14 protein-coding genes and 2 pseudogenes are annotated in these 18,320 nt (G+C 72.6%); 10 read left to right on the forward strand and 6 right to left on the reverse strand.

Annotated features, from left to right (window positions below):
* Window positions 1-37: 37 nt before the first annotated feature.
* A complete protein-coding gene (locus tag ACFWEE_RS28325; RefSeq protein ID WP_386893325.1) occupies window positions 38-1,198 on the reverse strand; it encodes a S1 family peptidase in 1,161 nt (386 codons plus the stop codon).
* 234 nt (window positions 1,199-1,432) lie between these two features.
* Between ACFWEE_RS28325 and ACFWEE_RS28330 the strand changes: the two are divergent.
* The 3 genes and pseudogenes from ACFWEE_RS28330 to ACFWEE_RS28340 all read left to right on the forward strand — a co-directional run.
* Window positions 1,433-1,723, forward strand: a pseudogene (locus ACFWEE_RS28330) (transposase); the annotation flags it as partial.
* 42 nt (window positions 1,724-1,765) lie between these two features.
* Window positions 1,766-2,752: a GNAT family N-acetyltransferase gene (locus ACFWEE_RS28335; RefSeq protein WP_386893326.1), complete on the forward strand. Its 987-nt coding sequence runs from the start codon at window positions 1,766-1,768 to the stop codon at window positions 2,750-2,752.
* A gap of 228 nt (window positions 2,753-2,980) precedes the next feature.
* A pseudogene (locus ACFWEE_RS28340) lies at window positions 2,981-3,170 on the forward strand (hypothetical protein); the annotation flags it as partial.
* Here the strand turns inward: ACFWEE_RS28340 and ACFWEE_RS28345 are convergent.
* The 3 genes from ACFWEE_RS28345 to ACFWEE_RS28355 all read right to left on the reverse strand — a co-directional run bounded on the left by ACFWEE_RS28345 (window position 3,152) and on the right by ACFWEE_RS28355 (window position 6,053).
* Entirely contained in the window at window positions 3,152-3,619 is a 468-nt protein-coding gene (locus ACFWEE_RS28345) for a DUF5959 family protein (RefSeq protein ID WP_386893328.1), read from the reverse strand. The pseudogene ACFWEE_RS28340 and the gene ACFWEE_RS28345 sit on opposite strands and share 19 nt — an antisense overlap.
* A gap of 85 nt (window positions 3,620-3,704) precedes the next feature.
* The gene (locus tag ACFWEE_RS28350) at window positions 3,705-4,301 is read right to left on the reverse strand and encodes a DinB family protein (protein ID WP_386893330.1); all 597 of its coding nucleotides are present in this window, start codon (window positions 4,299-4,301) and stop codon (window positions 3,705-3,707) included.
* Window positions 4,302-4,427: 126 nt separating this feature from the next.
* On the reverse strand, window positions 4,428-6,053 hold the full coding sequence (locus ACFWEE_RS28355) for a carboxylesterase/lipase family protein (RefSeq protein WP_386893332.1): 1,626 nt from the start codon (window positions 6,051-6,053) through the stop codon (window positions 4,428-4,430).
* Between the two features lie 573 nt (window positions 6,054-6,626).
* On the opposite strand from ACFWEE_RS28355, the gene ACFWEE_RS28360 reads away from it, so the two are divergent.
* From ACFWEE_RS28360 to ACFWEE_RS28385, 6 genes are all read left to right on the forward strand, one after another.
* Window positions 6,627-7,202: a DUF5709 domain-containing protein gene (locus ACFWEE_RS28360; RefSeq protein ID WP_386893333.1), complete on the forward strand. Its 576-nt coding sequence runs from the start codon at window positions 6,627-6,629 to the stop codon at window positions 7,200-7,202.
* A gap of 145 nt (window positions 7,203-7,347) precedes the next feature.
* Window positions 7,348-8,805, forward strand: a complete 1,458-nt coding sequence (gene gndA, locus ACFWEE_RS28365; protein WP_386893335.1) for an NADP-dependent phosphogluconate dehydrogenase — start codon at window positions 7,348-7,350, stop codon at window positions 8,803-8,805.
* 287 nt (window positions 8,806-9,092) lie between these two features.
* Complete coding sequence (locus tag ACFWEE_RS28370; protein ID WP_386893336.1) at window positions 9,093-10,187, forward strand: Dyp-type peroxidase; 1,095 nt, start codon at window positions 9,093-9,095, stop codon at window positions 10,185-10,187.
* The gene (locus ACFWEE_RS28375; RefSeq protein ID WP_386893338.1) at window positions 10,187-10,984 is read left to right on the forward strand and encodes a family 1 encapsulin nanocompartment shell protein; all 798 of its coding nucleotides are present in this window, start codon (window positions 10,187-10,189) and stop codon (window positions 10,982-10,984) included. The genes ACFWEE_RS28370 and ACFWEE_RS28375 overlap by 1 nt, the downstream gene beginning before the upstream one ends.
* 157 nt (window positions 10,985-11,141) lie before the next feature.
* The gene (locus tag ACFWEE_RS28380) at window positions 11,142-12,554 is read left to right on the forward strand and encodes a tetratricopeptide repeat protein (RefSeq protein WP_386893339.1); all 1,413 of its coding nucleotides are present in this window, start codon (window positions 11,142-11,144) and stop codon (window positions 12,552-12,554) included.
* 98 nt (window positions 12,555-12,652) lie between these two features.
* Window positions 12,653-14,074 carry a diaminopimelate decarboxylase gene (locus ACFWEE_RS28385; RefSeq protein WP_386893340.1) on the forward strand — a complete coding sequence of 474 codons (1,422 nt, stop codon included), beginning with the start codon at window positions 12,653-12,655 and terminating at the stop codon, window positions 14,072-14,074.
* 521 nt (window positions 14,075-14,595) lie between these two features.
* Here ACFWEE_RS28385 and panD read toward each other — a convergent pair.
* Window positions 14,596-15,021, reverse strand: a complete 426-nt coding sequence (gene panD / locus ACFWEE_RS28390) for an aspartate 1-decarboxylase (protein WP_386893342.1) — start codon at window positions 15,019-15,021, stop codon at window positions 14,596-14,598.
* Window positions 15,022-15,517: 496 nt separating this feature from the next.
* Complete coding sequence (locus tag ACFWEE_RS28395) at window positions 15,518-16,924, reverse strand: MFS transporter (protein WP_386893344.1); 1,407 nt, start codon at window positions 16,922-16,924, stop codon at window positions 15,518-15,520.
* Window positions 16,925-17,087: 163 nt separating this feature from the next.
* On the opposite strand from ACFWEE_RS28395, the gene ACFWEE_RS28400 reads away from it, so the two are divergent.
* Window positions 17,088-17,990, forward strand: coding sequence for a helix-turn-helix transcriptional regulator (locus ACFWEE_RS28400; RefSeq protein WP_386893346.1), 903 nt, complete (start codon window positions 17,088-17,090; stop codon window positions 17,988-17,990).
* Window positions 17,991-18,320 lie beyond the last annotated feature (330 nt).

Consider the following 18,320-nt stretch of genomic DNA (forward strand, 5'->3'; position numbering starts at 1 on the left):
GCGTCAGGCCGTGACGCGCGTCCCGCGGTGGTGAGGGTCAGGCAGTGGTGAGGGTCAGGCCGTAGTGGCTGAGGATCTCGTTGATCGGCTGGTACCAGGTCTCGCCGCCGCTGGTGCAGTCGCCCCAGCCGCCGGAGGTGACGCCCTGGGCCTGGTCGCCGCTGATGAACGAGCCGCCGGAGTCGCCCCCTTCGGCGCAGACGTTGGTCTTCGTCATCTGGTACACCGCGCCCTGGCTGTAGTTGACCGTCTCGTTCTTGGCCAGCACGGTGCCGCAGTGCCAGTGGGTGGTGGAGCCGGACCGGCAGATGGAGGCACCGACCGGGGCTTCGGCGGAGCCGCGTACCAGCTGGTCGGAGACGGTGCCCCAGCCGAGGACCACCGGCACCGTCCACCAGCCGTTGGCGACGTTCACCCAGGCGTAGTCGTCACCGGGGAAGGTCGATCCCTGGAAGTTGCCGATGGCCGATCCGTCCCAGCCCCGAACCGCCGCGCCGGCCCCCGAGCAGTGCCCGGCGGTGACGAACCCGCCGTTCACCGAGAAGCCGATGGAGCAGCGGACGTTGCCGGTGTAGTAGGGGTCGCCGCCCACCGTCCCGGCGGACAACGTCTGCGGCACAGAGGGCGCCTGACGTACCGTCACAGGACCCGCGGTACGGGCCTTCGTCAGGAAGGAGCGGACCTCCCGGTCATTCGCCGAAGCGGCGGCGACCTCCACGACGACGGATCCGGCTTCCGCGTCGACGTGCCAGCTCGCCACGCCGCGGGGTGCGGTGAGCGCGTCGATGGCCGACTTGGCCCGGTCGAGAGCGCGTTGGGTGTGCGGGACGAGCTTGGCGTCGGCGCCGGTCGCCCGTACGGCCGCGGCGGCCTCGGCGTCGGTGACTCCGACGGTCAGTCTGCCGGTCCCGGCGTCGAACCAGGACCCGCCGTACGAGGCTCCGGCGGCGCGGCGGGCGACCGGTTCCTGGGCGGTCGCCGTCTTCTCCGCGGCGAGCCTGGCCCTGGCCTGCGCGGGCGTCAGCCCGAGGTCCTCGCTCATGGCGGCGAGCAGTCCGGCCGAGGCCGGCTGCGAGGCGGCGGCGCTGGTGGGGGGAGCGGTGTCGGCCGCCGACGCCGGGGCCGGGCCGATCGTCGCCCAGGCGCCGACGACGAGGAGCGCGGACAGGCCGGCGCGCAGGATTGTCAGGTGTTTCAAGGCAGTGCCCCTTCTGGTGTTCCGGTGTGTGGGGGTGGAACAGGAGGCGTCCGCGAGCGCTCGCGGGGTAACCGATTGAGAGCGCTCTCAACGCGGCACCCAACGACCCTAACGCAACGAAATGGTCAGGTCCATGCCAAGTACGGGATTCGCTGGGAGGCCAACTACTCAACAGAACAAGGGACTTAGGAACTCCGGGTAAGTGCGAACACCGCGAGAAGGGGCGGTGTCGACGGCGACGGAGCCCTGGGCTTCTGGAACGCGTTGAACGAGGTCTTCCCCGAAACCCGCCACCGAAGGTGCTGGATTCACAAACCGGCCAACTGCCTCGGCAGCCTCCCGAAGTCAGCTCAGCCCGCGGCGAAGAGGGCCATCCAGGACATCTGCGACGCCGAGGACAAGGAACACGCGGCCGTCGCAGTCCGGCGAGCCGTGAACGCACCCCACCTGGTCGCCCTCGTCCGCGCCGGGGCCCGCTTCGAACGCGGCCGGCTCGTTGAACGGCCGCAGACGACCGCGGCGTGAACAGGGTGGCGGACCTGCCTCGAAGTTCGAGATCATCCGGTCATGTTGAATGGCACGGCAGGAAAGGACCACCTTCCGGTCGGCTTCGGGTTCCGGCCGTATCGCGGCGACGAAGACCACGGCGTCATGGCCGCGGTGCGGCTGGGTTGTGCTGAACGGGACCGGGTCGATGTCCATTCGATTGTGGAAGGGCTCCCGACAGCGGCCGAAATGGCCGAAGCTTCTGCCAAGCTGGAGGAGCCGTCCAAGAACCAGATCCTGGTGGTCCTCGACGGGAACGTCGTCGGCTACTCGACGATCCGGTGGTGGCAGGAGCGGGACGATACGTGGCTCTACCTGCACCGCGGCTACCTCTTGCCCGACCATCGCGGCCAGGGCATCGGCTCAGCCATGCTGAGCTGGGCCGAAGAGCGGATCCGCCAACTCGTCGAACAGCATGGAACGGCGCGGACGGCAGTGATCGGCGCGAACGCCGCGGCCTCCGAGCAGGACGCCACGGCGCTGCTGCTCGCCCTCGGCTACCGGCGCGTCTTCAGCCTGGTCGAGATGGAGCTGGGCGATCTGCAGCAGTTGCCCGAGCGGGGCAGCGAGCTGCCGGCCGGGGTACGGACGGGGCCGATCGGGGCAAGCCACTACCGTGCGGCCTGGAGGACGGTCGTCGATTCCTATGCGGACAGCGGTTTCACTCAGAAATGGCCTTTCCAGGACTTCGTCGACACCGCCGACCCGGCATGCTGGCGGGCTGCCTGGAGGGGGCAGGACATGGTCGGCGTCGCCCTCTGCTCCATCCGCCGTCACGACCACACCGTGGGCGAGGTCGAAGAGCTGAGTATCCGGACGGACCAGCGACGCCTCGGAATCGGCCGGGTCCTGCTGCTGGAAGGGCTGCGGAGCCTTCGTGAGCACGGCGCGACGACCGCCAGGCTGTTCACGGGCACGGCGAATCCGCACCAGTCCTACGACCTTTACGAGAGCGTGGGGTTCCGGCGGCAGAACGAGTACGTCCGGTACCGCAAGCCGCTTGCTTGATCGACCGGCCATTGGGCTGTCTGGTCAGTCCCCAGGATTCGGCAATAGCTCGGCTTCGGGGTGCGGACGTTCCTTGCGGACGATCAGACGCATCCGATCACCCGCCGGTCCAACTCGATCTCCGGGGCCTCCAACACCCCAGCCGGCCGCGCGGCTTCTTCCCGCGGGCCCTCCACCCGCACCCGGGCAGCCGGCTCCCGCTCCTCCAGCATTCCCAGCACCGACGCCACCGCGCACGGCTCCGGACTCGGTATCCAACGCTGGGTGGTGGAGCGGGCCCTTTGCCCACCTGCTTCGGTTCCGCCGCGTGCGGATTCGCTGGGAGATCCGCGGCAACATCCATGAAGCCTTTCTCGCCCTGGTCTGCGCGCTGACCTGCCGGCGCCGGTTGACGCCGGTTCAGCGCTGCCACTCATAGGCACCGGGCGAGGTCTCCGCGACTTCCTGCGGCCAGGCCTCCCTGACCCGCCGCAGCCGTTGGTGGTGGTCATCGGCCCATCCATGGGTCAGACGCACCGGAATCCGTACCGACGTCCCTGTACGGGCAAAGTCCTCCACCACGACGACGGAGATCCCGTTCTGGCCGGGCGGTTCGAATCGGATCTCGGGGTTTCGTCCGTCATCCATCCACGCGGCTTCCCCTCCGGCGGCGAGCACGTCCAGGACCTGTGACCAACTGACCAGATCGTCCCGGGCCAGGCACACATCCAAGCGTCCCTGGGCGAAATCGCTCGTGACGACGATCTCAGCGTCGAGGAAGTCGTGCCATGGCAACACCCCGGGCATGTGCCGGCCCAGCACCCGAACCAGGAGGCTGCTCTCTCCATCGGTCAGGCACATGAGATCCACAGCGCCGCCCTCGGCCATCCCCGCTCCCTACGCTCCCATCGACTGCCGTCATGATGCACGCGCACGACCATCCAGCTCGCACGGGGTCATTTCCTCAGGAGCCTCAGCCCCGATCGGTGCGGAAGGCCCTCGCGGTCCGCTCCAGCCGGTCCACGTACTCCTTCCACCAGGTGGCGTCGCCTGCGGGGAGGTTGTCTCCCTGGGACCTGTATCCGACGCCTCCGTCGACGGACTCCCGGACGATGTCGGCGTGGCCGGCGTGCCGGTGGGTCTCGGCGGTCACGTGCACGAGGATCTTGTGCAGCGTCACCTCGCGATTCGCCTCGGACCACCACGGCACGGTGCCGAGTGCGTCGAGGGGCAACGCGGCGATGGTGGCGTCCGAGTGCTGCCACACACGACGGTAGCGGGCGACGACCTCCTCGCGGCTCTCGTCCTCGGTCGCCCACATGTCGGCGTTGTCCTCGGCGTCGCCGTCGAGCCAGGGGAAGGGTTCCTCGAAGGGCCTTTCGAACGCCTGGCCGAAATAACCCAGTTCGACCCCCGTGAGGTGCTTGACCAGCCCCAGCAGGTTGGTGCCGGTCGAGGTCAGGGGGCGACGGACGTCGTACTCCGAGATGCCCTCCAGCTTCAGCAGGATCGCGTCGCGCGCTTCCTGGAGGTAGGACTGCAGATCGTCTTTGGGCTGTGATCGATTCATCCGGGCAGTCTCGCACCCCGCGCCGACATCCCGTCGGGCATTTGTCCCGGCCTCCGTCTTCACAGGTCCACGGAGTCCACAGGTCCTCAGATCCGCAGCACCGGGGCATGCCGGGCGGCGGGCCGGTCACGGGGTCAGGAGCGGCAGTCCCGCCTCGCGCCAGAGCGCGCGCAACTCCCTTTCGTACGCCGCCCGTTCGGGCGATGGGCCCGGCCCGCCGGGCTCCCCACCCGTACGCCAGTGATGCACGCGCGGGTGGACGCCCGCAGCGGGATCCGCCCGGGATTCCGCCCCTGGTTCCGTACCGGGTTCCGCCCCGAGCCTGGCCCACCCCGGGTCGCCGCACCCGGCGAAGTCCGCCCACGACCGCATCATGCGCGCGGAGAGCTCACGGTCGGCGTCGCCCGGCGGCCCGCCGACGAGGAAGTGGACGTTCTCGTCGTCCAGCGTGCCGAAGACGAACGGAACGTCGGCGCAGTGCCACGCCCGCACCGGCCGGTCCGGGCACCCGCCGGACCTGCGGTCGAAGTGCGCGAGGAAGGCCGTGCCGCCCGCCCGCGCGTGGGCCTCGGCGAGCCGGTCGCCGTACTCGGCGAAGAGCAGGTCGCCCTGGATGGCCAGGTAGGTATCGCGCAGGGATCCGCCCGCAGCACGGTCCCGGTACCCCCGGACCAGGGCGGCGGGAAGCCCGAAGTCCCGCGCGAAGGTGGCGAGTCGGGCCTCCGTACCGATGTCGGCGCTGCTGCCGACCGCCTCAAAGAGGGTGTACTCCTCCGTGGTGCGGCACACGAGGAGGTCGACGCCGTCCGCCGTGAGGCCTTCGGACGCGGCGGTCAGCGGGTCGGCGCGCAGCAGCGTGCCGTCGACGACCGGTCCGTAGACGGCCGGGTCGTGGTGGCGTCGGCCGGTCGCGGGGTTCCGCCGGCACGCCTCGACCACGGCGTCGGACGCGGCGAGCAGCGCCTGCGGGGATGCCGCGAGCAGTGCCTCCCGGGTGGCGGGGATTCCGGCCGCCTCCGCGATCTCCCGGGTGGTGCGGGCTGCCGATGCGGCCGTGGCGCAGGAGTTGACGGCGGAGTGCAGCATCGCGCGCCGGAAGAGTCCCCGGGCGCGGTCCATGGCCATGAGGCAGGCGATCGAGGTGGCACCCGCCGACTGGCCGGCCACGGTGACCCGGTCGGCGGAGCCCCCGAAGGCGTCGATGTTGTCGCGTACCCATTCCAGAGCGGCGATCTGGTCGAGCAGTCCCCGGTTGTCCGGGCAGACGTCCCCGTCCGTGGAGCCCGGTGCGGAGGGGACACCGCCCGGGACGTCGTCCGGGACGTGGCCGAACCCTTCGAAGCCCAGGCGGTAGTTGCAGCTCACCACCACCAGGCCGAGCCCGGCGAGGGCGGCGCCGTCGAAGTCGGGCTGGGCGGAGGAGCCGAAGGCGAAGGCGCCGCCGTGTATCCAGACCAGGACGGGGAGCGCGTCGCCGGGACCTCCCGGCGTCCAGACGTTGACCGTCAGGACGTCCTCGTCCCCGGGCTTCCAGCCGGGCGCGCCGGGGAGTTCGGCCGTCTGCGGGGCGACCGGACCGAAGGTGAGGCCGGGGCGGACGCCGTCCCATCCCGCCGCTGGACGGGGCTCACGGAACCGGCGGGGTCCGAACGGAGGTGCCGCGTACGGGATGCCGAGCACGGCCGTGACGTGGGGCGCCAGCCCGGCCGGCCGCCCGCGCACCGCGCCGGACCTCGTCGTGAACACGTGCACCGGTACTCCCCCAGTCGTCGCCCGGCGGCTCGTCGTCGCCCGGCCGTCTGCCGTCACCCGGCCACCACCGGGCCGGGGCCCCATCGTGCCGACGGGTACGGGGCGCGCGCCAACACCGGAATCGGAGCGATTGACGCGTCTGCGATGTGAATGAGTGCGTCGGCGCCCACGCCGGCCGGAGGCGTACGGCATCGTGCCCGCCGCGCTCCGGCCGCCCGGCCGCTGCCGTGGCGGCGGGTGAGGAGGCCGCGGATCCTGGAGAGGGACGGCACGGCGAAGGCCCGTGGCCGTGCCGGGAGCGCTCCGGGGGTGCGCTCAGCCCTGGCGTACGGAGCGTCCCGAGTGGCGGGAACGGCTCGGAGGGTGTGGGGGCCCGGCTCCTCGCCGCCGGGCCCGACAGTGCCCCGCCGAGGGGTGCGCGGGATGCTTTGGCGGCCTGGATCAGGGCATACGCGCTTCCGTGGCGCCGGCACCACGGCGCCTGCGGAGATCTTCCCTTTGCGGCGGGCGCGCGACCGGAGTGCAATTGCGGCAGGGGACGGTACGGCTCCGCCATCGGCGAGAGGACACGCAATGAGCGACACCGACCGGGGGGACGACGTCTATCAGCCCCAGCCGGAGGAGGCGTCCGACCCCGACGAACAGCTGGACATCGAGGACTCCCTCGTGGACTCCGATCTCAGCGACGCCCTGGACGAGGGCTACTCGCCGCCGGAGCGGCCGTGGGCCGTGGAGGACGTCGGCACCACGGCGTCCGAGGGGCACGACGGGGAGTCGCTCGACCGCAGGCTCTCCCGCGAGCTGCCGGAGGTGGCCGCGAGCGACGGCGACGGAGCCGGGGACCTGTCCGACGGCGAGGGCGAGCCGTGGGACGAGGAGGTGGGTACGGACCGTGCCGGGCGGATCACTCAACAGGCGGACGGGACCGTGCCGGCCACGCTGACCGCGAGCGACGTCGGTGTCGACGGGGCGGCGGCCTCCGCCGAGGAGGCGGCCATGCACGTCGTCCCCGACGAGGAGCCGTGGCTGCCCGAGTGGGACCCCGACACCTCGCCCGGCACCGGTCCGGACGCCGTCGGCACCGGTCCCGCCTCCGATGCCGCCGCCCCCGACGACGCCTCCGGGGACGATCCAGCCCGCATCCGTTGAACCCCGGTGGGCGGGCGGAAGAGGGCCGCGCGTCCCGACACCTACCGGCCCTCGCGGCACCGCCCCACCGCCCCACCGCCACCGCCCCACCGCCACCGAGGACACCCTGCCGAGCACCACCCCCGAGACAGCCAGGAGCACCCCCATGACCGGCACCACCCCGACCGGCACCGCTCAGATCGGCGTGACAGGACTCGCGGTGATGGGCCGCAACCTCGCCCGGAACTTCGCCCGCAACGGTCTCACCGTCGCCGTGCACAACCGCACGACCGCGAAGACCGACGCCCTGGTGGAGGAGTTCGGCGACGAGGGCGACTTCGTCGCCGCGCGCTCGCCGAAGGAGTTCGTCGACGCCCTGGAGAGGCCCCGGCGGCTGGTCGTCATGGTGAAGGCGGGTGAGCCCACGGACGCCGTGATCCAGGAGTTCGCGCCCCTGCTGGAGAAGGGCGACGTCATCATCGACGGCGGCAACGCCCACTTCGAGGACACCCGGCGCCGCGAGAAGGAGCTGCGCGATCGCGGGCTGCACTTCGTCGGCACGGGCATCTCCGGGGGTGAGGAGGGTGCGCTGAACGGCCCGAGCATCATGCCGGGAGGCTCGGCGGAGTCGTACGAATCGCTGGGACCGCTGCTGGAGAAGATCGCGGCGCGTGCCGAGGACGGCACCCCGTGCACCACCCACATCGGCCCGGACGGCGCGGGGCACTTCGTGAAGATGGTCCACAACGGCATCGAGTACGCGGACATGCAGCTCATCGCCGAGGCGTACCACCTGCTGCGCGGGGTCGCGGGCTACTCCCCCGCCAAGATCGCGGAAGTGTTCCGGAACTGGAACACCGGGCGGCTGGACTCGTACCTGATCGAGATCACGGCGGAGGTGCTGGCCCACACGGACGCGGCCACCGGGAAGCCGTTCGTCGATGTCGTGCAGGACCGCGCGGAGCAGAAGGGCACCGGCCGCTGGACCGTGCAGATCGCCCTCGACCTGGGGGTTCCCGTCTCGGGCATCGCGGAGGCGGTGTTCGCCCGGTCCCTCTCCGGCCACGCCGACCTGCGCGAAGCGGCCCGTGACCTCGCGGGGCCCGCCCCTGCTCCGCTGCCCGAGGCGGAGGCGGCGGCGTTCGCGGACCGGGTGGAGCAGGCCCTGTACGCGTCCAAGATCGTCTCGTACACCCAGGGCTTCCACCAGATCCGGGCGGGCAGCGAGGAGTACGGCTGGAACGTCGACCTGGGCGCGGTCGCGGGGATCTGGCGGGCGGGCTGCATCATCCGGGCGGCCTTCCTGGACCGGATCAGGGCGGCCTTCGACAGCCGGCCCGAGCTGCTGAGCCTCCTCTCCGACAAGGACTTCGCCCGGGAGATCGGCGCGGCCCAGGACGACTGGCGGGCGGTGGTCGCCCAGGCGGCGCTGCAGGGGGTGCCGACGCCCGGGTTCGCGGCGGCCCTCGCGTACTACGACGGGCTGCGCGCCGAGCGGCTGCCGGCCGCGCTGACCCAGGGGCAGCGGGACTTCTTCGGAGCGCACACCTACCGCCGTACCGACCGGGAGGGGTCGTTCCACACCCTGTGGGGCGGCGACCGCTCGGAGGTGGAAGCGGGCTGAACGCTCCGGCCCGGCAGGGGCGCGGCCGGTGCGGCAAGGGCCGGGGCGGTGCGCGTACGGGGCGCCGGAGGCCCGGGGCGGTTGCGCCAAGGCGCCGCCCCAGGCGGTGCGCGTTACGGCGCACCGCGGCCGGGTCGGTGCACCGGGCGCCGGGGGGTGCGCGTACGGGGCGTCGTGGTCCCCCGCCCGGACGGGCCGCGCCCGGGTGCGGCCGGATCGCTCCTGTGGGTGAGTGGCAGTAGCCCCCGTCCCCGATTCCCGCCCCGCCACCCCCTGGAGTGCGCCCGATGCCCGATGCCGTTCCGGACCCCGTCAAGGTGCAGCCGGTGGTGGCGCCGCTCACCGAGGCGGCGCTGATCCTCGTCGGCACGGTCGAGCCGGGTGGTGAGGAAGCCGTACGCTCCGTGCTGCCGGAGGTCGCCTCGATCGCCCGGTCCCTGGGCTTCCGCTTCCCGGACGCCGGGCTCTCCTGCGTGCTGGGTTTCGGCTCCCACGCCTGGGACCGGCTCTTCGGCGGCGGGCGTCCGGCCCGGCTCCATCCGTTCCAGGAGCTGCGCGGACCGCGCCACACCGCCCCGGCCACCCCGGGCGACCTGCTGCTGCACATCAGGGCCGAGCGGGCGGACGTCTGCCACGAGTGGGCCGCGCAGCTGCTCGACCGCCTCGGCGGGGCGGTCCGGATCGTGGACGAGACGCAGGGGTTCCGCTATCTCGACCACCGTGACCTGCTGGGGTTCGTCGACGGTACGGAGAACCCGGTGGGCGACGACGCCCGGGCCGCCGCGCTGGTGGGCGACGAGGACCCCGCGTTCTCCGGGGGGAGCTACGTCGTCGTGCAGAAGTACCTGCACGATCTGACCGCCTGGAAGGCGCTCAGCACCGAGGAGCAGGAGCGGGTCATCGGCCGTACCAAGGCGGACGACGTCGAACTCCCCGAGGGCGTCCAGCCCGCCGACTCGCACGTCGCCCTCAACACCGTCACCGGCCCGGACGGCACCGAGCGGGACATCCTCCGCGCCAACATGCCGTTCGGAAGCTTCGGGCGGGGCGAGTTCGGCACGTACTTCATCGGGTACGCGGCCGATCCCGGCGTCACCGAGCAGATGCTCCGCAACATGTTCCTCGGTGACCCGCCCGGTACGCACGACCGCATCCTGGACTTCTCCACGGCCGTCACCGGCACGCTCTTCTACGCCCCCGACGCCGGCTTCCTCGACGACCCGCCCCCGCCTCCCGCCGCCGTGGGCGCCCGGCCGCTGCCGGAGACGGCCGCCGCCCCGCCGGTCCCGTCCACGGCGACGCTCCCGGACGACTCCGGACTCCCCGCCCTCCCGGGCGACGGTTCGCTGCGCATCGGCAGCCTGCAAGAAAGCGCCCAGTGATGAACAATCTGCACCGAGAACTCGCCCCCGTCACCGAAGCCGCCTGGCAGCAGATCGAGGAGGAGGCGCGGCGGACGTTCAGCCGCCATGTCGCGGGCCGCAGGGTCGTCGACGTCACGGACCCGGAGGGCCCCACCCTGGCGGCGGTCGGCGACGGCCATCTGCGGCCCATCGACCCGCCCACCCCGGACGTGCTGGCGCGGGCCCGTACGTCGATGCCCGTGATCGAATGGCGGGTGCCGTTCACCGTGACCCGGCAGGCCGTGGACGACGTGGAACGCGGCTCGGACGACAGTGACTGGCAGCCCGTCAAGGACGCGGCGCGCACCTGTGCGTTCGCCGAGGACATGGCGGTCATCGACGGGTACCCGGCGGCCGGGATCACCGGTCTGCGCGACGGCTCCTCGCACGATCCGCTGCCGCTGCCCGCCGACGCGCGCGACTACCCGGCGGCCGTCAGCCAGGCGCTGACCCGGCTGCGGCTCGCCGGTGTCGACGGCCCGTACCGGCTGCTGCTCGGCGCCGACGCCTTCACCGAGGCGACGGAGACCTCCGACCACGGTTACCCGGTGGCCACGCACATCGGCCGCCAGCTGGACGACCCCATCCTGTGGGCGCCCGCGATCAGGGGCGGGGTGCTGCTCTCCACCCGGGGCGGGGACTTCGAACTGCGGCTCGGCCAGGACCTGTCCATCGGCTACCAGAGCCACGACGCCACCGACGTGCACCTCTACTTCCAGCAGGCCTTCACCTTCCGGCTGTTGACCCCGGAGGCCGTGGTCCCGCTCATCGCCTGACGCCTCCGGGTCGCCGCCGCACCGTCTCCGTACACGGTGACGCACCCGTCCTCACCGGGCAATTGCCCCGAGGACGCACCCCTCGCCCACGCCCCGGGACGATCTGGTCGATACTCGTCTCCCGTACCGGTCGCGGTCGGGGTGTGTACGAGGCGAAATGAGGGGCCACGTGGCGGAGAAGAGCCCGACCGGGCGTCGGACGGAACGCGGACCGGTGGACGACCCCACAACGATCGGCCGGCGCGTCCACCGGCTGCGCGCGGAGCGCGGTCTCACCCAGCGCGAGCTCGCCGAACCCTCGTACACACCCGCCTACATATCCACCCTGGAGGCCGGCCGGGTCCGGCCCTCCGAGGCGGCCGTCCGGCACCTGGCCGAGCGGCTCGGCGTGAGTTACGAGGAGATCGCCACCGGGCGCCCCGCCCACCTCGCCACCGAACTGCGGCTGCGCCTGGTCGAAGCACAGCGCACCCTGGCGACCGGCGCCGCCGAGGACGCGGTGGCCGACTTCACCGAACTGCTCGCCGAGGCCGAGCGGCTCGGACTCGACCAGGAGAGCGCGTCGGCGGCCCTCGGGCTCGGCGAATGCGCCCTGGAGACCGGCGATCTCCCCACCGCCCGGCGGCACTTCGAGGCGGCCGAGGGCCTGCTCACGGACGCCCCGCTCCCCCAGCGGGCGCGAGCCGTCCGGGGCCGGGCCGTCGCGCACCTGCTGGCGGGCGAACTCCGCTACGCCTGCTACCTGCTGGAGAGCGCCATCGAGGAGCTGAACTCCTCCGGCCTCCCGGACCCCGGCGCGCTCCTGCTGCTGTACACGGCGTCGATCGCGCCCTACATGGACATGGGCGCCCACGCACGGGCGGCGCAGGCGGGCGAGCTGGCGCTCGCGCTGGCCCCCCGGGTCGACGATCCGGAACTGGTGGCGGGCATGCACCGCGGGGTGGCCAGGTCCCTCATCGCGGCCGGACGCACCGCCGAGGCCGACGCCTCGCTGGCCCGGGCGGCGGAGATCTACCAGCAGCTCCAGATCCGTACGGAGATGGCGCACTGCCACTGGATGCGCGGCTACGTACGCGCCCAGGGCGGCGACCTCGCCGGAGCCGAGAGCGAACTGCTCGCCGCCCGGGACATGCTGGCCTCGAAGCGGGCGGCCCTCTACACGGCCCAGGTCGAGGTGGAGCTCGCGGACGTCCTGCGCCGCCGGGGCAAGGCGCGCCAGGCCGAGGACCTGCTGCACCGCCTGCTGGGCGAGCTCCAGCCGGACCGGGGCGCGGTGCACGCTGCCGGAGCCCACCGGCTCCTCGGGCTGATCCACGAGGAGGACGGCGAGACCGACACGGCCGAGGAGCACTACGTCAAGGCGCTGGCCCTGCTGGAACGCGCCGGGGCGGCCGGGGACCTGGCGGACATCTGCCGGCTCCTCGGCGACCTGCTGCGCCGGGCGGGGCGCACGGAGGCCGCCCTCGACGCGTACCGGACCGGCCTCGGCCACCGGGCGGCCCCCGGTTCCACGACCCTGGGCCCGGCGCCGGTGAGCCCGCGCCCGATCCTGGGGGGCGCCGGACAGTAGGGCCGCGGCGGCGGACGGGGCCCGGCACCACGAGGGTTCACCTCCGGTCCGGCCCGGTGCCGATGACGGGAGACCTGCCGATCGGCCATTCTCGCCGTATGACTCAGACGATTTCCTTCACCGGCGCCCGGCCCGCCCCGAAGTTCGCCCCCGTCGTGCGGCGCGCGGTCGCCGACGGTCTGCTCGGCGAGACGCAGCCCGTCGTCGGATTCATCGACACCGAGGGGGTGCGGGGCTCGGTCGAGGCGCTGCGCGAGGCGTTCGCCGGGGCCCCGCAGGTCCTGCACACCTTCGCCGCGAAGGCCTGCTCGCTCGTCCCGGTGCTGCGCCTGCTCGCCTCGTACGGCATGGGGTGCGAGGTGGCGAGCCCCGGGGAGCTCCGGCTGGCCATGGACGCCGGGTTCGCGCCCTCCATGATCGTGCTGGACTCCCCCGCCAAGACCCGTGAGGAGATCCGGCTCGCGCTCGCGCTCGGGATCGCCGTCAACGCCGACAGCCTCGACGAGCTGCGCCGGATCGACGCGCTGCGCTGGTCGACCTCCCCCTCGGTGCTCGGGCTGCGGGTGAACCCGCAGCTCGGGGCCGGTGCGATCGGGGCGATGAGCACGGCCACCGCGACCTCGAAGTTCGGCGTCCCGCTGCGGGACCCCGGGGCCCGCGCGGCGGTCGTGCGCGCCTTCGCGGAACGCCCCTGGCTGACCCGGCTGCACGCCCACGTGGGCTCCCAGGGCTGCCCGCTGGAGCTGCTGGCGGCCGGGGTCGCGGAGACGTACCGGCTGGCCGAGGAGATCAACGCGCGCGTCGGCGAGCGCCGGATCACCAGCCTCGACATCGGGGGCGGGCTGCCGGTGAACTTCGCGGACGACGAGGTACGCCCCACGCACGGCGACTACGTGACCGCTTTGCGCAGCGCCGTACCGGGCCTCTTCGACGGGCGGTACGCGCTGGTGACGGAGTTCGGCCGGTCGCTGCTGGCGAAGAACGGGTTCATCGGGGCGCTGGTCGAGTACACCAAGGACGCGGGCGGTCGGCGCATCGCCCTGACCCACGCGGGCGCGCAGACGGCGACCCGTACCGTCCTGATGCCCGGGTCCTGGCCGCTGCGCGTGGGGGCGTTCGGGCCGGACGGCCTGCCCAAGGGCGGGCCCACGCTCGTACAGGACGTCGCCGGTCCCTGCTGCTTCGCAGGGGACGTGGTCGCGCACGGCCAGGAGCTGCCGGAGCTGCGCGAGGGCGACTTCGTGGTGCTCTACGACACGGGCGCCTACTACTTCTCGGCGCCGTGGGCGTACAACAGCCTGCCGCGGCCGGCGGTGTACGGCTTCCGCACGACGGACGGGGGCGACGGCGACGACGGGTGCGACGGGGACGACGGGGTGCGTTTCGCGCCGGTGCGCGACGCCCAGACGCTGGAATCGATCGCGGCGGAGAACGGGCTCGTGCACGCCGACGCGCTGGTGGGCCTCGGCGGTGTGAACAGCGCGTCGAGCAGAGGGACGGGCAGCAGCGCCCTGGTGTGACGGCGGGTTCGCCCGCGGAAGCCCTCCAGGACGGCCCGCCAGGGCGGCCCTCCCGGGCGGGCCTCCCGGGCGGGCCCGCCCGGCACGTCGCGCCGGACGGGCCCGCAGCCCGGGATCAGCCCGCGGGCTGCGGGGACGGCTCGGGCTCCGGTACCGGTTCGGGGCCCGGCGCCGGAGGCTGCGGAATCGGGTCCGGAGCCGGGCCGGGCGGTACGGGCCCGGGCCCCGGCGGCACCGGCGGCGGAGTCGGCACCGGCGTCGGCGGCCCGGGCACCGGCAGCGGGCTCGGCACGGGCGACGGATGGACGGGATCGGGGTACGGCTGGGTCATCGCGACCCTCCCATGGTGCGTACGGTACGAGTGGGGCTCATCCCCACCGTCTCCCGCTGCGGCTGCCCGCGCCTGCCGGGACCACACCTCGCACGCCCGGTCCGCCCCCGATCGGCCCCGGCCGGTCCCGACGCCCCGCGTTCCGCCCGGCGGCCGGCCGTACCGCCGCCGGAGTGCGGACCGGTCGGCGTCAGCGGGCCGACGGGACCGCGTGCGGGCTGCGCTCGGTGGGGGTACCCGGTACCGGCGCCGAGGCGTCGTTCCCCAGCTCGACGATCCGGTTGTCCGCGTCGACGTGCACCACGCTGGGAACCAGCGTGCGCGCCTCGGCGTCCTCGACCTGCGCGTAGCTGATCAGGATGACCAGGTCGCCGGGGTGGACGAGGTGCGCGGCAGCACCGTTGATCCCGATCACACCGGAACCCCGCTCGCCCTCGATGACGTAGGTCTCCAGGCGGGCACCGTTGGTGATGTCGACGATGTGCACCAGCTCACCGGGGAGGAGGTCGGCGGCTTCCATCAGCTCGGCATCGATCGTGACCGATCCCACGTAGTGCAGGTCGGCCTGGGTCACGGTGGCGCGGTGAATCTTGGATTTGAACATGGTGCGGATCATCGATGAACTCCTGAACTTAGGCTCCCTGCCTGCGTTTTCGCAGGTCAAGTGCTGTCCGCCCACCCTACAACGATTCGCATGTCCGGGCAGCATTCCCCAGGTTTTTCTGGACTCATGCTGACCACTTGCCGACGTGACCGACAGATCATCAGGTATGGCGAGAGGCTTCGTGAGCCCTCCCGGACCTCCACCGCTACGGCGTCAGACCTTCGCAGCACCTCCGGGGCCGCCCGCGCCCACCGTCGCCCGCCGGCTCGGCGGCAATTCTGCGTTCGCTCCGCCGGGCAATGATCCAGACTGAGAAATCCGGCCGCTCCCCCAGTGTGCGTGTGTAGGGGTCAGTCGGCCGGCCGGTGCTTGCCGAGCCGCCCGGCAGCGGCGGCGGTCCGGATGGAGAAGGAAGAAGACGGCGAGCCCCCCGCGAGGCCATGGTTCTCGGCCACGCCCCGGCGGCGTCGTCCGGCGGGCTCTGGTCCCACCTGTCGCCTTCTTCTGCTCAGGTACGGGCCACCGGGCGGAGCAGGAAGCTCGCTGCGGTGGTGAGCAGAACCGCGACGGCGGCGATGCAGAGGCTGGTGTCGAGGCCGGTCGAGAGCCGGTCGGGGTGGGCGATGAGCGCGCCGAAGATCGCGACGGCGAGCGCGCCGCCGACCTGGCGGGAGGTGTTGAGTACGCCGGTGGCCGTACCGGCCCGTTCGGGCGCCACGTGGTCGAGGAGCAGAGAGGTCAGGGCGGGGACCGCCAGGGAGCCGCCCGCGCCGACCGGGATCATCGCGGCGACCAGCAGCCAGACCGGTGCCGACGCGGGTACGAGCGCAAGCAGGACCAGCCCCGCCGCCATGGCGACCTGTCCGGTGATCACCGGCATGCGGGAGCCGAAACGGGAAGCGAACCAGGCCGCGGTGGGGCTGACGGTGGCCGTCAGCAGCGTCATCGGCACGAACGCCAGCCCGGTGGCGAGCGCGGACATCCCCTTGGCCTGCTGGAGGTACAGGCTGAGCAGGAAGATCATTCCGTAGAAGCCCACGTTGAGGGCGAAGCCGATGGCGGAGGCGAGCACCATGGTCCGGTCGCGGAGCAGGGCCGTGCCGACCATCGGGTGACGGCCGTGGGCCTGCGCCCGTGCGAAGACCACGGCGGCGGCCACCGCCAGCAAGAGTGCGACGATCACCCGCAGAGCGGTGAAGCCCTCGCCACCGGCCTCGATCGCCGCGTAGGTCAGGGCGCCCATCGCGATCACGGCCGTGAGCTGCCCGGTCCAGTCGAACGGCGCCTTCGCCGCGCGGGGCGAGTGTTCGGTGCGCAGCAGCAGGGCCAGGGCGATCAGGCCGACGGGTACGTTGACGAAGAAGATCAGCCGCCAGTCGAGCTGGCTGAGGAGCCCGCCCGCGACTGGTCCCGCCGCCGATCCGGCGGAGCCGCCCAGGGCCCAGACGGAAATCGCCTTCGCCCGCTCGCGCGCGTCCGGGAAGGCTTCCCGGATCAGGGCCAGGGAGGACGGGACGATCACCGCGGCACCCGCGCCCTGCACCAGACGCGCGCCGATCAGCAGGCCCAGGTTCGGTGCCAGACCGCAGACCGCGGAGGCCGCGACGAACAGGAGCAGCCCCGCCCCGAACGTACGCCGGGCCCCCATCCGGTCGGTCAGTGAGCCCGCCGAGAGCAGGAAGGCGGCGAACATCAGGGTGTAGCCGTCCACCACCCACTGCAGCCCCGTGATGCCACCGCCGAGGCTGTCCCGGATGGACGGCAGTGCCACGTTGACCACCAGGGCGTCCAGCGTGATCACGAAGAAGCCCAGGAGTGCCGCCCCCAGCGCCACACCGGCACCGGGACGGTGCGGACGCGGCGTGGCTGCGGCCTGTTCCGCCCTGGGGGCGGTCGGGGCGAGGGGGGTGGGCATGGGAGGACGCTCCTGGTGAACGGTGGAGGGGGTGACCTGACCCACCGTGCCTGGTTCCGTCGCGCGCAGGCAGGCCGAGCCTTGCCGGGGCGTGGCCAGCCTGGGTGTGGCAGGGCCCCCCTCGTGGCCCGCCCGTCCGGGGCCGCGGAGCGACACTGGAACCATGGCATCCGAGCAGACGAACGGCGACGAACTGGCGCGCTTCCTGCGTGCCCGCCGCACCCAGACGAGCCCCGAGAGTGTCGGTCTCACCCCCGGGTCCGGCGTGCGGCGCACTCCCGGCCTGCGCCGCGAGGAGCTGGCGACCATCGCGGGGGTCAGCATCGACTACTACACCCGCATCGAACGCGGCAAGGAGACGCGCCCCAGCCCTGCGGTCGTCGATGCTCTGGCCCGAGCCCTTCACCTCGACGATGCCGAGCACCACCATCTGCGCGAGCTGGCGGCACGGGCCGCGCGCTTCGCCCCCGAGCCGCCTCCCGCACCGAGCCGGACCGTTGCCCCGCACTTGACGCTGCTGCTGGAGACGATGCGGCCGAATCCCGCCTACATCGTGAGCCGCAGCATGGACCTGCTCGCCTGGAACCCCGGCGGGCTGGCGCTGTACGCGGGCATCGCCGACTGGCCCGTAAAACAGCGGAACCTGGCCCGCTACCTCTTCCTCCACCCCAACTCACGGCAGCTGTTCCCCGACTGGGACACCCAGGTCCGCGGCTGCGTGGCACGGCTGCGTGCCGAAGCCGGCCTCAACCCCGACGCTCCCGATCTCACCAGCCTGGTCGGCGAGCTTCTTCTGAAGAGCCCCGACTTCGCGAAGCTGTGGGACCGCTACGAGGTCATCGGACGAAAGAAGATCCAGAAGACCTTCAACCATCCGCAGGTCGGCATCCTCACCCTCAGCGGCCAAAGCATGAACATCGAAGGCACACCCGGTCAGCGCCTCGGCGCCTACACCGCCGACCCCGGCACACCCGACCACGACGCCATGCTCCTGCTCGACATGACAGCTCCCGGCCCCGACCCGCAATCGACCGTCCAAGGTGGCCGACCGCACTCCCGGCCCTGATCACGACCTGGGCCACGAGTAACCCGAGAGACCATCGAACCCGCACGGGTGCGTGCTCGCCGATTCGACATCATCGGCCCCGGACCGGCGTGCGGACCGGCGTACGGGACTTCGACGTACGACGTCACCATCCCGAGCCGGACCAGCCTGAGGCTCTTCCACGAAGGACGAACCGGTCTCTTCGCGAGCATGCCCTCAGGCGACAGTGGCTGTTTCAAGCCGCCGACCTCCGCCCGCGCGGAGAGGACCCCGTCGGATCGAGCACCATGACCGGCCCGTACGGCTCACCTCCGCCCGCGCGGAGAGGACAGGCGGGAGTCCTCCTGCTTG

It is taken from the genome of Streptomyces sp. NPDC060184 (assembly GCF_042728795.1).
Lineage (GTDB): Bacteria > Actinomycetota > Actinomycetes > Streptomycetales > Streptomycetaceae > Streptomyces.

What these genes read in the sequence shown, in the direction of transcription:
- ACFWEE_RS28335 (WP_386893326.1), top strand. Translation starts at nt 1,766, where the DNA reads ATGTTGAATGGCACGGCAGGAAAGGACCACCTTCCGGTCGGCTTCGGG.
- ACFWEE_RS28345 (WP_386893328.1), bottom strand. Translation starts at nt 3,619, where the DNA reads ATGGCCGAGGGCGGCGCTGTGGATCTCATGTGCCTGACCGATGGAGAG.
- ACFWEE_RS28350 (WP_386893330.1), bottom strand. Translation starts at nt 4,301, where the DNA reads ATGAATCGATCACAGCCCAAAGACGATCTGCAGTCCTACCTCCAGGAA.
- ACFWEE_RS28360 (WP_386893333.1), top strand. Translation starts at nt 6,627, where the DNA reads ATGAGCGACACCGACCGGGGGGACGACGTCTATCAGCCCCAGCCGGAG.
- gndA (WP_386893335.1), top strand. Translation starts at nt 7,348, where the DNA reads ATGACCGGCACCACCCCGACCGGCACCGCTCAGATCGGCGTGACAGGA.
- ACFWEE_RS28370 (WP_386893336.1), top strand. Translation starts at nt 9,093, where the DNA reads ATGCCCGATGCCGTTCCGGACCCCGTCAAGGTGCAGCCGGTGGTGGCG.
- ACFWEE_RS28375 (WP_386893338.1), top strand. Translation starts at nt 10,187, where the DNA reads ATGAACAATCTGCACCGAGAACTCGCCCCCGTCACCGAAGCCGCCTGG.
- ACFWEE_RS28380 (WP_386893339.1), top strand. Translation starts at nt 11,142, where the DNA reads ATGAGGGGCCACGTGGCGGAGAAGAGCCCGACCGGGCGTCGGACGGAA.
- ACFWEE_RS28385 (WP_386893340.1), top strand. Translation starts at nt 12,653, where the DNA reads ATGACTCAGACGATTTCCTTCACCGGCGCCCGGCCCGCCCCGAAGTTC.
- panD (WP_386893342.1), bottom strand. Translation starts at nt 15,021, where the DNA reads ATGATCCGCACCATGTTCAAATCCAAGATTCACCGCGCCACCGTGACC.
- ACFWEE_RS28395 (WP_386893344.1), bottom strand. Translation starts at nt 16,924, where the DNA reads ATGCCCACCCCCCTCGCCCCGACCGCCCCCAGGGCGGAACAGGCCGCA.
- ACFWEE_RS28400 (WP_386893346.1), top strand. Translation starts at nt 17,088, where the DNA reads ATGGCATCCGAGCAGACGAACGGCGACGAACTGGCGCGCTTCCTGCGT.